15 protein-coding genes and 1 tRNA gene are annotated in these 14,656 nt (G+C 58.4%); 10 read left to right on the forward strand and 6 right to left on the reverse strand.

The window, feature by feature from the left end; translation table 11 throughout:
- Positions 1–9 precede the first annotated feature (9 nt).
- Entirely contained in the window at positions 10–813 is an 804-nt protein-coding gene (locus HMPREF3042_RS01930) for a TOMM precursor leader peptide-binding protein (RefSeq protein WP_070855927.1), read from the reverse strand.
- A gap of 200 nt (positions 814–1,013) precedes the next feature.
- Here HMPREF3042_RS01930 and HMPREF3042_RS01935 point away from each other — a divergent pair, with 200 nt between their 5' ends.
- Entirely contained in the window at positions 1,014–1,544 is a 531-nt protein-coding gene (locus HMPREF3042_RS01935; protein WP_016422236.1) for a YgjP-like metallopeptidase domain-containing protein, read from the forward strand.
- Between the two features lie 4 nt (positions 1,545–1,548).
- Here the strand turns inward: HMPREF3042_RS01935 and HMPREF3042_RS01940 are convergent, their stop codons facing one another.
- On the reverse strand, positions 1,549–3,051 hold the full coding sequence (locus HMPREF3042_RS01940; protein WP_070855910.1) for a zinc-dependent metalloprotease: 1,503 nt from the start codon (positions 3,049–3,051) through the stop codon (positions 1,549–1,551).
- 139 nt (positions 3,052–3,190) lie between these two features.
- Between HMPREF3042_RS01940 and HMPREF3042_RS01945 the strand changes: the two genes are divergently transcribed.
- The gene (locus HMPREF3042_RS01945; RefSeq protein WP_070855911.1) at positions 3,191–4,264 is read left to right on the forward strand and encodes a YlbL family protein; all 1,074 of its coding nucleotides are present in this window, start codon (positions 3,191–3,193) and stop codon (positions 4,262–4,264) included.
- A 37-nt stretch (positions 4,265–4,301) separates the two neighbouring features.
- Here the strand turns inward: HMPREF3042_RS01945 and HMPREF3042_RS01950 are convergent, their stop codons facing one another.
- The 3 genes from HMPREF3042_RS01950 to HMPREF3042_RS01960 form a co-directional block, all read right to left on the reverse strand.
- Positions 4,302–5,729 carry an alanine/glycine:cation symporter family protein gene (locus HMPREF3042_RS01950; RefSeq protein ID WP_070855912.1) on the reverse strand — a complete coding sequence of 476 codons (1,428 nt, stop codon included), beginning with the start codon at positions 5,727–5,729 and terminating at the stop codon, positions 4,302–4,304.
- A 69-nt stretch (positions 5,730–5,798) separates the two neighbouring features.
- On the reverse strand, positions 5,799–6,224 hold the full coding sequence (locus HMPREF3042_RS01955) for a fluoride efflux transporter FluC (protein WP_070601175.1): 426 nt from the start codon (positions 6,222–6,224) through the stop codon (positions 5,799–5,801).
- Positions 6,221–6,640 (reverse strand): fluoride efflux transporter FluC, encoded by a 420-nt coding sequence (locus tag HMPREF3042_RS01960; RefSeq protein WP_246822286.1) that lies wholly within the window; start codon positions 6,638–6,640, stop codon positions 6,221–6,223. Before HMPREF3042_RS01960 ends, HMPREF3042_RS01955 begins: the two co-directional genes overlap by 4 nt.
- 283 nt (positions 6,641–6,923) lie before the next feature.
- Here HMPREF3042_RS01960 and pgm point away from each other — a divergent pair, with 283 nt between their 5' ends.
- The 6 genes from pgm to HMPREF3042_RS01990 all read left to right on the forward strand — a co-directional run bounded on the left by pgm (position 6,924) and on the right by HMPREF3042_RS01990 (position 11,558).
- Positions 6,924–8,579, forward strand: coding sequence for a phosphoglucomutase (alpha-D-glucose-1,6-bisphosphate-dependent) (gene pgm / locus HMPREF3042_RS01965; protein WP_070855914.1), 1,656 nt, complete (start codon positions 6,924–6,926; stop codon positions 8,577–8,579).
- 54 nt (positions 8,580–8,633) lie between these two features.
- Entirely contained in the window at positions 8,634–9,074 is a 441-nt protein-coding gene (locus HMPREF3042_RS01970) for a MauE/DoxX family redox-associated membrane protein (RefSeq protein ID WP_070855915.1), read from the forward strand.
- Positions 9,075–9,232: 158 nt separating this feature from the next.
- Positions 9,233–9,964 carry a DsbA family protein gene (locus HMPREF3042_RS01975; protein ID WP_070855916.1) on the forward strand — a complete coding sequence of 244 codons (732 nt, stop codon included), beginning with the start codon at positions 9,233–9,235 and terminating at the stop codon, positions 9,962–9,964.
- Positions 9,965–10,139: 175 nt separating this feature from the next.
- A tRNA-Ala gene (locus HMPREF3042_RS01980) sits at positions 10,140–10,215 on the forward strand.
- Positions 10,216–10,349: 134 nt separating this feature from the next.
- Entirely contained in the window at positions 10,350–10,784 is a 435-nt protein-coding gene (locus HMPREF3042_RS01985; RefSeq protein WP_070855917.1) for a pyridoxamine 5'-phosphate oxidase family protein, read from the forward strand.
- 177 nt (positions 10,785–10,961) lie between these two features.
- Positions 10,962–11,558, forward strand: coding sequence for a TetR/AcrR family transcriptional regulator (locus HMPREF3042_RS01990; RefSeq protein WP_224784081.1), 597 nt, complete (start codon positions 10,962–10,964; stop codon positions 11,556–11,558).
- A gap of 127 nt (positions 11,559–11,685) precedes the next feature.
- Here the strand turns inward: HMPREF3042_RS01990 and nadE are convergent, their stop codons facing one another.
- Complete coding sequence (gene nadE, locus HMPREF3042_RS01995) at positions 11,686–12,537, reverse strand: ammonia-dependent NAD(+) synthetase (RefSeq protein ID WP_070601163.1); 852 nt, start codon at positions 12,535–12,537, stop codon at positions 11,686–11,688.
- A 38-nt stretch (positions 12,538–12,575) separates the two neighbouring features.
- Between nadE and HMPREF3042_RS02000 the strand changes: the two genes are divergently transcribed.
- Entirely contained in the window at positions 12,576–14,057 is a 1,482-nt protein-coding gene (locus tag HMPREF3042_RS02000; protein WP_141764774.1) for a sugar porter family MFS transporter, read from the forward strand.
- 251 nt (positions 14,058–14,308) lie between these two features.
- The gene (ykgO, locus tag HMPREF3042_RS02005) at positions 14,309–14,431 is read left to right on the forward strand and encodes a type B 50S ribosomal protein L36 (protein ID WP_005511141.1); all 123 of its coding nucleotides are present in this window, start codon (positions 14,309–14,311) and stop codon (positions 14,429–14,431) included.
- Positions 14,432–14,656 lie beyond the last annotated feature (225 nt).

The raw sequence follows: 14,656 nt of genomic DNA on the forward strand, positions 1-14,656 counted from the left end.
CACTTCGAATTACATGAACTGCATCTGCGAGTTGCCATGACCACACACTGGGCACTGCGGGTGGGGAGCAACCGTAGTGCGGGTGATATCGAGGCTTTCCAGATCTATGCGCACCTCTGTCGCACATAGATCTGAGAGGTCCGGTCGCCGCAGCTGTCCAACCAACAGCGGCACCGCTGTGTTCAGCCATTCCGGTGCGGTTACGGGCGTAAAAGTGCGAAGCTGCAGCGCAATCAGTGCCCGGACGGGGTCGCGGTCTCGTCGATAAGCTTCGAAACACATCGAGCAGGGCCCTTGACCTGGCTGAACAAGCGGCCCAAGAATCAGTGCTCCATCGCGGAAATGCGTGTGCAGATGCTCAATTCCACGATGAAACAGAGCGCGAACCAAGGGCATGCTCGGTACTTCCATGCCCGTGACCACCGCGAGCCCGATGTCTTCCGGCGTGGATTGAGATATCTTCAGCGTCGCATTGCGAGTGGGCGACATTGCCGTCGTCCAACTACCACAACCCGTGCGACGAAGCTCTTTTAAAAGTCCAGTGCGCAAACTGTCCCGACCGATCAGCGTAATCCTCCGCCGTGTCGGTGGTTTTTGGACCAGTGCGGCTCGGTGAAGGTCGGAGATAAGTGCGGTAATGAACTGCGGTGACAGTTTTTCGTGACTGTCAGCAAAGGCCTCGCTTAAGGTGCTACCTCTATGAGCTGCAAGAAGTGCCGAGAAGACAGGCCCCGGCGGGGTGCCGTCGGAAAGCGGCAGAATCATGCTGCGCTCCGGTTCCACGCCGAACTGAATCCGCGCGCCTGGGCGCATGATAATCGGTATCTCCGGCCGCAGCGCGTAGTCCGTGGTAGGCGCGGCAAGCGTTTGTGCCGCGGGTGCGTCCGAACCTATTACGCCAGCCGTACCATCCCGCCCCCGAGACGTATCCCTGTATTCCCCCATAAAAATATCTTTTACCCCGGGGCCAGCTTTTACGCAATCGCAGGGCAGAGCATATACGCTTAAAAAGCATGAGCACCAAGCGACCTGAGTACGGCCCGGATGTTGAGGTTCGGCGCTCGAAGCGCCGCCGCCGTACTGTGTCCGCCCGCGCGGAGGGAAACCGGATCATTGTCATGGTTCCCGACGACCTCAGCGCCGCTGCGGAAAAACAGCAGGTCAATGAAATTGTGGCGCGAGTGCGGAAGAAAGTTGGCAGCAACCTGGATAATTCCGAGCTGGAGCGCCGCGCGCGGCTGCTCTCGCGTACGGTGCTGGAAGATCGCCCGCGGTTTGAGTCAATCAAATGGGTCAAGAACATGTCGCGCAGGTGGGCATCGGTCACCGGCGGCGTCGATAGTCCGGGGCGTATTCGCATTTCGCACAGGCTTGCCGACGTCCCGGGGTACGTCCTCGACGATGTCATTGTGCACGAACTGGTGCACACTTTCGTCGACGGGGGTCATACCGAAGAGTTCTGGTATTGGGCGGCAAAAGCCCCGTACCACGAACGGGCACGGGGCTATTTAGAGGCGTATCAGCGCTGGGGAACCCAGAGCTAACTAGCTACTTATCGTCATCGGTGTCGCCAGAATTGTCCTCGTCGGTGTCACTGTCCTTGCCCTCAGCCGCGCGTTTTTCGGCTTCTTTGCGCAGCTGCTCTTCAAGCTCTGCGATCGGGTCGAAGTCATCGTTGTCCGAGCCACCAAGAACCGAGTCAATAAAGGCCGCGGGTTCATCCAAATCTTCTGCTACGGGCAGGAAGTCCGGGTGATCCCAGACCTTGTCACGTCGCTCGATGCCCACAGCGGTGGTCAGGCGGTGCCACAAGTTGGTTGCCTCACGCACCTTGGGGGAGCCGAGGTCAATGCCGGTGGCCTTCTCCAGCGCCTGCTCAGCACCTTCGGTGGCGCGGCGACGACGCCAGGCTTCATCCAATTGTGCGGCACCCGGTAGACGCTCACCGAGGGCATCGGTGACAACCATGTCCACCCACCCTTCGACCAGTGCTAGCAGCGTCTGGAAACGAGTACGAGCATTCTCGTTACGAGAACGAATCTTCGGGCTCAGATCCATATTTTGCAGCTGACTCATAGCCTCCTGCATACGCTGCGGATCCTGCATGTTCTCAATATCCAGACCGCGGGCGGCCTCTTCAATCGCGGAGTAGTCGATGACGATGCCAGCGGCGTACTCCTCGACAGAGGAAATCATGCGTTCAGCCAGCCATGGCACGCGGTCGTAAAGACGTTGGTGCGCAGCTTCGCGGGCAGTGGCGTAAATAAACAGATCGCGCGCTGGAACCTCGAGTTCCTCTGCGAGAGCAACGAGATGCGTTGGCAGCAGTACCGCCGCACCAGTGGTGTGTAGCGGCAGCCCGAGGTCAGAACCAGTCAGGCTCGTCTGTGCCAATTCAGCCAGCGCATTCCCTAGCTGAGTACCGAAACTCATCGAGTTCATCTGGCGCATGATGCCCAGCATCGGGCCCATCATCTCGCGAGCTTCTTCTGGAACGCCCTCGAGGGAGGCATCACTCATGCGGCTGGCGACGGGATCGACAAGGCGAGTCCATGTCGACTTGGTGTTCTCCAACCACTGCAGGCTATTCCACGCTTCTACGCGGTTGACACCAGCGGGAAGGGAGGTGACGTCATCTAGCCACAGTTCGGCCAGGCGCAAGGAATCAGCCAGCGCCTCGCGGGCCGAGTCCTTCACCGGAGCTGGGTTACCAAGACGGGTCCGCGCAACGCGCTCGGCCGCGTCGTAGTTGACAGGGCCAGAGTTAGACTCCTGGAATCGCTGCCCCATGCCGGAGAACATCTCGCCGAACTGGTTGAGAATATCCCCCAAGTTCGGCTGTTCTCCTTTGCCAGAGGCGCCGCTGCCGGGCTGCCCGGGGCCGCCGAAACCGAAGCCACCGGCGCCGCCCATGCCGCCGAAGGGAAACCCGAAGAAACCGAAAGGACCGCCCTGGCCGCCCTGACCGCCCTGGCCGGAGTCATTGTTGCCAGCGTCGTCACGATCGTCATCATTGTCGTTCGGACCAAAGCCAAATCCGTTAGAACTCATGCTCCCACCGTACCGGGCAATGACCCGCGTGAGTACTTAAAAGCACCACTTTATTGGCAACTTCGCGCCCAGCGAACAGACACGGACAAGATTCATCAGGTGTCCAGTAGGCAGATAGCGAGAATGTAGGGTGTTATTTGTGAATCGTCGTACCCAAACTCTTGTTGCGGGCGCTGTGCCCATCGCCGCGTTGGCAACTGTGCTTTCGCTGCCAACGCTGACAGTGCCCTATGCCGCGCAGGGGCCTGGCCCGGTCTTCGACGTCCTCAGCGATGTCGAGGGAAAGAGCATTATCTCGGTCAGCGGCAGTGCTGCGGACTCCGAACGCTCTAAGGGCACGCTGGATATGACAACCGTCGCAGTCAGGCATAACCTGACATTGCCGCAGGTCATTGGCCTGTGGTTTGATCGTGACAACGATATTGTCCCCATTGAGGCGGTCTTCCCTCCGGGCCAGAGCCAGGACGAGGTGGAAGAGGAGAACAAGGCTGCATTCACCGAGTCGGAGGCCAACGCCACCTCCGCTGCACTGGCACATCTCGGGTTGCCGATGGAAGTCACCGTCGCCTACACAGTGCCGGATAGTCCCGTCGATGGGCGACTGCATGAAGGCGATGTGATTCTCGCAGTGGATGGGGTGGCAGTAAGCAAGCCCGAGCAAGTCAAGGCGATTATTGCCGGACGCAACCCGGGCGATACTGTCACGTTGAGGGTCAAGCCTTCGACCGTCGATAAGCAGAAGGCTGCTAAGGGCGAGGACTCTGCCCCCGAGAAAGCCGTCGATATTTCTGTGACACTGGCGGAAAACCCGCATCAAAAGAATGCCGCGCTGCTCGGCGTTGGGATGGGGGCGCAATCCGCGGACGACACCAAGGTTGAGTACCAGCTCAGCGGCATTGGAGGTCCGTCGGCGGGTCTCATGATGACGCTCGGAGTGATCGACAAGCTGAGTCCAGGCGATTTGACCGAGGGGCAGGACCTCGCTGGCACCGGCACTATTGACGCTGCCGGCAACGTGGGCGAAATCGGTGGCATTACACACAAAATCTCGGCCGCCCGAGATGAGGGCGCCGAGATGTTCTTCGTGCCGGAAGGCAATTGCGCAGAAGCGGTGACTGCCGACCGAGGCGATATGAAATTGGTAAAGGTCTCTGTGCTTGACGACGCGCTTGCGGCAATCGAAAAGCCGGAGACCGCGCAGACCTGCTCGTAGTTTTGCCGTAGCCCTTACGGGCAGCAGGTAGTTTCAGTTAGTTCTTGCTGAAAGCCTCGAAGTCCTGCTGAGACTGCCACTTGTCGATTTCCGCAGCCGTTGCGCGAAGTTGAGGGTCAAATTCGAGGTATGCCTTTGTCTCACGCGCGATGAGCCCGGACAGGACAATCAGACCGATGAGGTTCGGCAGCGCCATCAGGCCGTTGAGAGCCGAGGCGACGGACCAGACGGTTTCCAGCTGAGTTACCGCGCCGACGAAGACCACGCAGGTGAAGACTGCACGGTAGAGGCCGGTGCCGCGGCGACCGACCAGGGACTCGAAGGCGCGCTCACCGTAGTAGGACCAGCCCAGCATGGTGGAGAATGCGAAGAAGACAACCGACAGCGTGACGATGGTGCCACCCCAGTGGCCCGGCAGACCGCGGGAGAATGCCTCAGCGGTCAGAGCACCAGTGTCGACGTTGCCATCCTGCCAAACACCGGTGCTGATGATAACCAGGCCGGTGAAGGACACGACGATGATGGTGTCAATGAAGGTCTGAGTCATGGAGACCAAACCCTGACGAACTGGGTGAGTCGTCGATGCGGCGGCAGCGGCGATAGCCCCGGAACCCAGGCCCGACTCGTTGGAGAACAGACCGCGGGCAACACCCATCTGCAGGGCGAGAATGAGCGTGGACCCTGCGAACCCACCAACGGCCGCGGTGCCGGTGAAAGCATCGGTGAAGATGAGCTTGAAGGTTTCGGGCAGCGCCGAGACATTGGCGACGAGCACCCACACGGCCGCACCGATGTAGAGCACAATCATCATCGGCACAAAGCTGGCGGTGATGCGGCCAATCGACTTAATGCCACCCATCAGAGCTGCACCTACCAGGATGAACATAATCATGCCGGAGAGCGTCGGATCGATGTCGAAGCTGTTTTCCAGGTTCGAGGCCACGGCATTGCCCTGGGTCAGGTTGCCGATACCAAAGGCTGCCAGCGCAGCGAAGACGGCGAAGAGAATGCCCAACGTCGTACCAAAACCATTCGGGATGGCCTTGCGCAGGTAGTACTGTGGGCCGCCGGACTGTTCGCCAGCTGCATCGGTCTGGCGGTACTTCACACCCAGGAATGCCTCGGAGTACTTCGATGCCATACCAAGCAGGCCGGTCACCCACATCCAGAACAGCGCACCGGGGCCACCCAGACCGATAGCGGTAGCGACACCGACAATGTTGCCGACACCGACAGTCGCCGCGAGAGCCGTCGCCAGCGCCTGGTAGTTGGTGATATCTCCTTCGGCATCGTCGTCGCTACGGTCGATGAGTCCGAGACGCAGTGCCGGGCCGAGTTTGACCAGGTGAATTGCGCCCAGACGAATGGTCAAAATGATTCCGGTGCCAATCAGCGCGGGGATCAGGAGGTACGGACTCCAAATGAAACTATCCGCCGCTGAGGCAAAATCGCTGAAGCTTTCCATGCTGTGGAACTTTACTGGTAGAAAGCCTAAATCCGATCATTAAATTCTCAGAAAATGATTATTGTGCTATTAATTCGCCACAAGTGGGGGTAAACACATTCCGGCGAAAGCAAAGATAATTCCGCCAATCAGTGTGAGAGCAACGTACCCACATGCCCTCCAAAAGTGTTGGTTCTTAAGGCGTACGATCTCTCCGGCGAGCGTCGACCACGTAGACAGGCCACCGGCGAAACCAATCATTACCGCCGCATAGGCCAGGGCAGGCGTCATGCCATTGCTTATCGACGTTCCCCGCGACCACACCACAGCAGCGACACCGGCGACGAAGCAGGCAATCATATTTGCGGTCCACGTTCCGGGCAGTTTGGAATCAGCCCACTTCACCGCAAGTTCGGCCAGCGCATAGCGCAGCGCTCCACCTACTGCGGCGCCAAGTGCGATAGCGAGGATGGCCGACAGCGCCGAGGAAAAAGAGCCGAGGAGATCGCCGGTCATTCCGCGACCTCCCGTGCGCACTTGGTGCCCAGCCAGTAGGCGAGAGGGCAGCACAGCAGGTGAATAAGCCCAACACTGATAAGAAGAGCGACTGACGTGTCCGCCTGTGCCAATAGGAGAATGACAAATGCGGAGAAAGTGGTGAAGCCGCCACAAAAGCCAGTACCGCAGAAAGCGGAAAGCCGAGGATTAGCAAACGCGATACTGCTGACCAGGCCGAAGAGAAAGCAGCCCAGTAAGTTGATGACAGTCGTCGAGATTGCGCTAATTCCCGAGCCAACGATTGCATCGATCGCCGCTCCGAGCAGAAAGCGACATACTGCGCCAACAGCGGCACCGCCGGCCACGGCCAGAGCCATGAGAACCTGCGCTCGTCCTGCTGATGGCAGTTTCGCAGCGCCAGATTCCTCATTCACGGTGACAACGCTAGCACAGTGGTTAAAAGGGGAGGTAGGCGCCGACAATTCGGGATCTTTCACGAAAAGGTGTTCCCGTCGGCGCGCGACAATCTACCTACTGCACCCTATTGCAGGGGCGAGTTTGCCTTACCGAGTGGTTCTTGCCATGCGCGCTGTCCCTAAAACGGGGACACTGGAGAGGAGGAAGCGCATCTCAGTTCGGTTTCCCAATTCCGGCCGGCTGGTCGGCGGTGAAATCGGTGGTTGCGCAGTTCGCCGATTCAGCAGGAGGATACCCACAATGGCTCATGAGCGCGCCGGGCAATTGGCCCAGCCATCCGACCTTATCGATGTCGCGGAACTGGTCACTGCCTACTACACGAAGCACCCGGACCCGAATAACCCCGACCAGAAGGTCGTCTTCGGTACTTCCGGTCACCGCGGTTCCTCCCTCGACGGCGCTTTCAACGAAGACCACATTCACGCCACTACTCAGGCCATCGTGGATTACCGCAAGGGCCAGGGCATTGAAGGCCCACTGTACGTTGGCCGCGATACCCACGGCCTGTCCGAGCCGGCAATGATTTCCGCTCTCGAGGTGCTCACGGCCAACGGCATTACCGTGATGGTTGACGCTCAGGATCGCTACACGCCGACTCCGGCCGTCAGTCACGCAATTCTGACGTATAACCGCGACGTGGAGGGCGGTCCGACGGGTAATAGCTCCGCGCGTGCCGACGGCATCGTGATTACCCCTTCCCACAATCCGCCACGGGATGGTGGTTTTAAGTACAACCCGCCGACCGGTGGTCCGGCGGATGCAGATGCAACGGACTGGATTGCAGCTCGTGCCAATGAATACCTGGCTAAGGGCCTGGATGGGGTTAAGCGCGAGCTGGTGGATAAGGCAGGAGACCTCGTCGTAAAGCACGACTACCTCAATGCGTACGTGTCGGACCTGCCAAATGTTGTCAACCTCGACGCCATCCGTGATGCCGGCGTGCGTATCGGCGCCGACCCAATGGGTGGTGCGTCGGTGGATTACTGGGGCGCAATTGGCGATGCGCATAACCTAAACCTGACTGTGGTCAATCCGCTGGTTGATGCGACCTGGCGTTTTATGACGCTGGATACAGACGGCAAGATTCGTATGGACTGTTCCTCGCCGAATGCGATGGCGTCCCTGATTGGTAACCGCGATAAGTTCGACATCTCCACCGGCAATGACGCGGACTCGGACCGCCACGGAATTGTGACACCGGACGCGGGTCTGATGAACCCGAACCACTACCTGGCCGTTGCCATTGACTACCTCTTCGCACACCGTCCGGGCTGGTCGCAGGAGACCGCGGTCGGTAAGACGTTGGTGTCTTCGTCGATGATCGACCGCGTCGTTGCCAATTTGGGCCGCAAGCTCGTGGAAGTTCCAGTCGGCTTCAAGTGGTTCGTCCCGGGTCTGCTCGGCGGCACCATCGGTTTCGGTGGTGAAGAATCCGCTGGTGCATCGTTCCTGCGTCACGACGGCACTGTGTGGTCTACCGACAAGGACGGCATCATCCTGGACCTCCTGGCCAGCGAGATCAAGGCCGTGACCGAGAAGACTCCATCGCAACTCTACGCAGAGCTCGCCGATAAGTACGGTGCCCCGGCTTACGCCCGCACCGATGCGGACGCAACCCGTGAGCAGAAGGCAATCCTGAAGAAGCTCTCGCCGGAGCAGGTCAAGGCCGACACCCTGGCAGGGGAGACCATCACAGCCAAACTGACCGAAGCGCCGGGCAACGGCGCTGCGATTGGTGGCCTCAAGGTGGTTACGGAAAACGCATGGTTCGCGGCGCGTCCGTCGGGCACTGAAGATAAGTACAAGATCTACGCGGAGTCTTTCAAGGGCGCGGATCACCTGGCACAGGTTCAGGCTGAGGCACAGGACGTGGTCTCGGCGGTTCTGAACGGGTAAACGGTATCCGTTGGGCTAGCTGTAAACAGTTAGCCTGTACTAATATTTCTATGCATGAAGAATTTCGTAGGCGTGGTGGCACGATTCGGCCTGGCTGCAGTTTGGTTGTACTCGGGTCTAATCAAACTGCTGAACCCGCTGGAATCGCGTCAGGCAGTGCAAGCTTATGAGCTGCTGCCGAGTGATTTGGTGCCGATGGTAGCGGTTGCGCTGCCCGCCTTCGAAGTCATCCTCGGACTCTTACTGGTATTGGGGCTTTTCCTGCGTCCGGTAGCAGTGCTGTCGGGGTTGCTCTTACTGGTGTTTATCGGCGGCATTATCTCGGCGTGGGCGCGCGGCCTGCAAATTGACTGCGGTTGCTTTGGTGGCGGTGGCTACGACGAGAACGCTGGCCCCGCTACGTATCTGACGGAAGTCGCCCGAGATATAGGTTTTCTGGCCTTGGCTGTATTTGTGTACGTATGGCCGTGGAAGAAGTTTGCCATCTACGCCTAGCCCGCTGGCTAGAGGTTGAAGTCTGAGGGAAGGGACAGGGGGGCTGGGGTCAAGGCGATGGGCCTAGTGATGGGGCTAGTGATGGGACCTAGTAACCATTTCCGTTTTCTCAGGCGCAATTGTGTCATTGGCAAGAAAACACCGCTATCGTAAGCGGTGTGAGTCAGAAGATTAAGAATCCAAATGAAAAGAGCAGTGGCTTCGTCGTCGGCCTGATTGCTCTTCTTGCTGTCGTTGCAGTTGTTATTGGTGGCGTTATCTACATCGGCCGGTCGCAGCCGATTGAGGGGCTGCCAGATGAGGACGTCGACTTCTCTGTCGCACTCGACGGCGATGTCATCCGACTAAGCAAGGACGGCGCCGAAGGGGCTAAAACAGCCACGATTTTTGAGGACTTCTCGTGCCACTACTGTGCTCAGATGAGCGAAGAGGGCCACGATGATGAGCTCAAGGCGCTAAATGACGGCAAGCTAGTCGCTGAATACCGCACGCTGAACTTCCTGGATGGTGAGGAGAAGGAGCAGCGTGACGGTCACTCCACTCGCATCTACGCGACTGCCCGCAAGATTGCTGAGACCGGGGATGCTCGCGCATATTGGAACTTCCGCACAATGGTGATGGCTGACCAGCAGAACTCCGTCACGTGGAGCAATGACGAGCTGGCTGACCGCCTGGAGCAGCTCGGTGTCGCCGACGAAATTGTCAGCGAAGTCCGCTCCGGCATCGACACCACCGAGGCCAAGGCAAGCGCGAATGCCAACTTCGATGACCTTGAGAAGCGCTTGGGCAAGGTTTCCTCGCCGCACGTCTTTGTCGATGGCAAGGATATTCTGGAGAACATTTCCGGTGATGGCGGACTGGGGCAGTGGGTCAAGGTGGCCCTGCACTAGGTTCCGTGCACGCTCACACGATTCATCTTCAGTTCATGTTCGGCAGATCCGCTCTGGAGCACTCGGCGAATGCGTAAAAGAGTGTTCTACATGCGGATTTGGTGATACATGACAGTGCCATGTAGCCTTTGAGGAGTCCACAGCGGAGGGTGAAAGCCACTTCGATGTTGATTCTGGGGCTATGGCGCAGCTGGTAGCGCACCACACTGGCAGTGTGGGGGTCACGGGTTCGAGTCCCGTTAGCTCCACCAGTATGAAATCCCTCGGTCGAAATGGCCGGGGGTTTTCTTGTATCTACCCTGGGTAGTGTGCTCGCCGTTTACCTCAGTGATTGGTAATCCGTATGGCTGTAGCAACTTTGTCTAAACGGTGGAATACTGGGGGTATGGCACACAACGACTCCGTTATCCAGAAACTGTCCACCGAAGAATCCCTCGAGCTGCTGGCTACGCAGACTTTTGGGCGCCTGGTTGTTCGTCGTAAAGATGATATGGATCTTTTCCCGCTGAACTACGTCGTTCATGAGGGGAGCATTTACTTCCGCACTGCCGAGGGGTCGAAGCTTTTTACTGTTTCTCTGAACCGCGATGTTCTTTTTGAGGCCGACTTTGTTGACAAGGATGCCCAGAAGGCATGGTCGGTCATTGTAAAGGGTGACGCAGAGGTTCTCACCTCCCGCGTGGATATTAACGCTGCAGATGAGCTGCCGCTGAAGCCCTGGCTGCCGACGTTGAAGTACAACTACGTGCGCATTACTCCGAACGATGTTTCCGGTCGCCATTTCCACCTCGGTGAGGAGCCGAATCGTTACGAAGTGTAGCGGCGGCATACGGTGCTTTTGCTTTACGACGGTGGAGGCTCCGTCGTAAAGCAAAGCTAGCAGCGCGCAAAGGCAGCATTTAGTGACTGAGCACCGCCGTTAGCTGTTTTTTAAAATTGTTAGGTTAAATTACCCAAAAGCGCCCTAAGTGAGATTCAACGCGTTACAGTCACAAATGTGACGTGCACCATAGAATCGACCGATGGGGTGCCAGCGCAGCCCGATGTGCGCAGGCAGTCCCCACGTATGCAGAAGATCGTAGATGAAGCGCGCGCGATGCTGCGCGAATCGGGTTGGAGCGCAATCAGTATGCGCCGTCTAGCGGCGCGGCTCGATGTGAAGGCGCCATCGCTGTATAAGCACATCAGCGGCAAAGAAGAGCTCCTCCAGCTGCTGCTGACCGAGAGTCTCGAGAATCTGGGCAAGCGTATTCATGCTGCCATTGATGAGGAATGTACTTCGGCGTCTCTGCTGCAGGCGTACCGCCAGGCAGTTCTCGACGATCCGCATGGTTACCGGCTGATGAGTCGCACTAATTTCGTGAATGTCGTCTCGCCTTCGTCATTGGATGCCTGGATTCGCGATGCATTCATTAAGGTTGCCGGCGATGAGCCTAAGGGATTGGCCATGTGGGCGTTCGCCCACGGTTTGGTGACCGCCGAGCTCGTCCAGGATGGTTCACCTGCGCTGGAACCAAGTGCCGAAGCCGGTGCGGCAGACAGCTTGGCCGCAGTTGGAGCTATTTGGGACGCTGGCGCGGAGGCCTTCTCTTAAGGGGTTTCTCTTAAGAGGTTTGCTGCCCTGTCTGGAACGTTAATCCAGCCCGCTCAGGTGGGCGATAGTAGGCGGGGAAGTTTTTGAGCAGGATGACAGTGTTGAATCGGTGGCCCGGGACAGTAGCCTAGCGCCACCAGGAATCGGCCGGTCCGGGAGGGACGGCTCGCTTGTGCCGGGAAATGGAGTAGAGATGCTCGATTCGCGCGGCATCCTCATCTGAGACGGCCTTGCCTTCGAGGTAGTCGTCGATGGCGGTATAGGTCACCCCGAGTGCAACTTCGTCGGGAAGCGCAGGGCGATCTTCTTCCAGGTCGGCCGTCGGCACCTTCTCCCACGTACTGGCTGGTGCGCCGAGGTGACGGAGTAAGGCCGCGCCCTGGCGCTTGCTCAGCCCCTGCAGCGGGACGAGGTCGCAGGCGCCGTCGCCGTGCTTGGTGTAGAAGCCGGTGACAGCCTCCGCGGCGTGATCTGTGCCGATGACCAAAGCGCCGTCAACACCCGCCACTGCGTACTGGGCAATCATGCGCATGCGGGCCTTAATATTTCCCTTGTTGAAGTCGCTGATAGCGCTGCCGGCCAGGGCATCGGTGACCTGGGCGGTCATCGCGGCGGTGGCCGGTTCGATATCGATAGTTAGCCTTTGGTCAGGTTGAATGAATTGCAGTGCCACCTGTGCGTCGTCCTCATCGGCCTGCACGCCGTGGGGGAGGCGAATGGCAATGAAGGTGGCGTCCTCGCCGCCGTCGCGAAGCTTTTCGACGGCCAACTGCGCTAGACGTCCGGCCAGCGTGGAATCTTGACCGCCGGAAATTCCGAGCACGAATCCCTTGGCGTGCGCGGCGCGGAAGTAATCGCAGAGAAAATCGACTCGGCGGCTGATTTCCTCGGCGGCATTGATGGTGGGCTGGACGTGGAGGTCGTTAATAATCTCCGACTGGAGGGGGTGTGGGAAATCCTGTGTGCCTACTGGTGTCATGAGCCTCACTCTACCGCTAGTTCAGGATGGGAAAAGGGATGATTTTCCTGCCAGAAGAGTGCCAAAACTCTCATCTTTATCGAGTAAGTGCTGTTCGGATAGGGGGTCTTTGGCCGGAGGGTGGCAAGATTTCCAGCGTGAGTACAACCGAACAGAATAAGACTGGACCGAACCGGGAAACCACCACAACTCGGTCGATAGCCGTGGCTATCATCGCCGCTCTGGGCGGCCTCCTCTTTGGTTACGACACCGGTGTCATCTCGGGCGCGCTGCTGTATATCCAGCGCTCTTTTGAGCTGACTCCAGGACAGGAGTCCACTGTCACCGCCATGCTCTTGGTCGGTGCGGCAATCGGTGCGTTCCTAGGTGGTCGCGTAGCGGACTCTCTGGGGCGCCGTGGCACCATCCTGCTCGGAGCGGTCGGGTTCATCATCGGCAGTATCTGGTGTGCTTTCGCTACTAGTGCGTTTTCGCTGGGTGCTGCGCGTACTTTGCTCGGCGTCTGTATCGGTGGTGTTTCCATCGTCGTACCGATGTACATCTCCGAAATGGCACCACCGCATGTGCGTGGACGCCTGGTCAGCCTGAACTCGCTGATGATCGTGATTGGTCAGCTGGTGGCGTTCCTCACCAACTCCGCCCTAGCCTCCTCCGGTAACTGGCGACTCATGCTTGGACTCGGCGCTGTCCCCGGCATCGTGCTGCTCATCGGCATGCTGGTTCTGCCGGACACACCGGCCTACCTCGTCCGTCGAGGACAGGAGGGCAAGGCGCTGGCCGTGCTGCGTCAGATGCAGGGAGATGAGGCGACCCTGGCTGAGGTTGCCGTTGATGAGGCGTCGTCTAGCGCCGATCAGCGTGCAGCAGAGCGCCTGGCCGTGAAAACCCCGTGGGTGCGACGCACCGTCATCATTGCGATGCTCATTGGTGTGACGCAGCAGGTCACGGGCGCGAATGCGATTATGTATTTCGCACCGACGATGATGAACAAGGTTGGCTTGTCGACGGAAAGCTCTGTCTATACCTCCATCATCATTGGTATCGCCTCGGTGATTTCGTGTGCAATTGGTATGAGCATCATTGACCGCGTTGGTCGTCGGCGAATGCTGATTATCGGTTTGGTGGGCTGTGCAAGTTCGCTGCTCGTGCTGGCGCCCGTCTATGGTTTGTCGAGTAACTCTTCGACGGGTGCCATGATGTCGCTTCTGCTGATGACCGTATTTATCGTGTTTCAGCAGGCGGCTGTGTCGGTGGCGACCTGGCTCCTGATTTCCGAGATCATCCCGACAGAGGCCCGTGGCCTGGGGATGGGGCTGGCAGGGCTCGCGCTATGGGTTGCGAATTGGTTTGTGGCGCAGGCTTTTCTTCCGATGGTGGATGCTGTCGGTGGTGCGTGGTCGTTCTTCTTCTTTGCCATTACGGGCGCAATTGCGCTGGTATTCACCATCAAGGCGGTGCCGGAGACCTCAGGTAAGACGCTTGCCGAGGTCCGCGAGTACATGATTGCCGCTGCCAAGTAGAGAAGTGGAAGCAGTTGCAACGTGGGGAGTCGCGATCTTGGGGTTGCCCGTCAAAGAACATGTTTCCCCCGGATTTTTGGAGTTATTCCGCTTATTAGGTAGTATGGCAACTCGTGTCGTAACGCATCCTCTTTGATATTTCTTCGGATTATCAGGAAGGGTGCGTTGCCAGGCAGTCACTGGGGTGATTGTCCGGGGAGAGTGCAGTGTGCACATTCCCGTTTCGGAGCCGAGTAGAAAGGAGCGCCCGAATGAAGGTCCGCAAGTCCCTTCGGTCGCTGAAGAACAAGCCGGGCGCTCAGGTCGTGCGCCGTCGTGGCAAGGTCTACGTGATCAACAAGAAGGAGCCGCGCTTCAAGGCCCGTCAGGGCTAAGCCTTATTTAGGCTAGCGCGAAGCAAATAGCTTCCTCATTTATTGCCAAAACCGCAATCTGAAGTCGCAGTTTTACTGTGGCCAAAGGTTGCGGTTTTTGGTTTTTGGAGGAGGTAGGTTCAGGCGGTGACAGCGTTTATGGCTGGGGGCGGTGGGGCGATGGAAGTTACTGACTGCGTTTATGTCAAAATTGGCCCGGTAGGTTCAGGCGGTGAATGCATCACC

This window comes from Corynebacterium sp. HMSC074C05, from assembly GCF_001838325.1.
In the GTDB taxonomy this organism is placed as follows: domain Bacteria; phylum Actinomycetota; class Actinomycetes; order Mycobacteriales; family Mycobacteriaceae; genus Corynebacterium; species Corynebacterium amycolatum.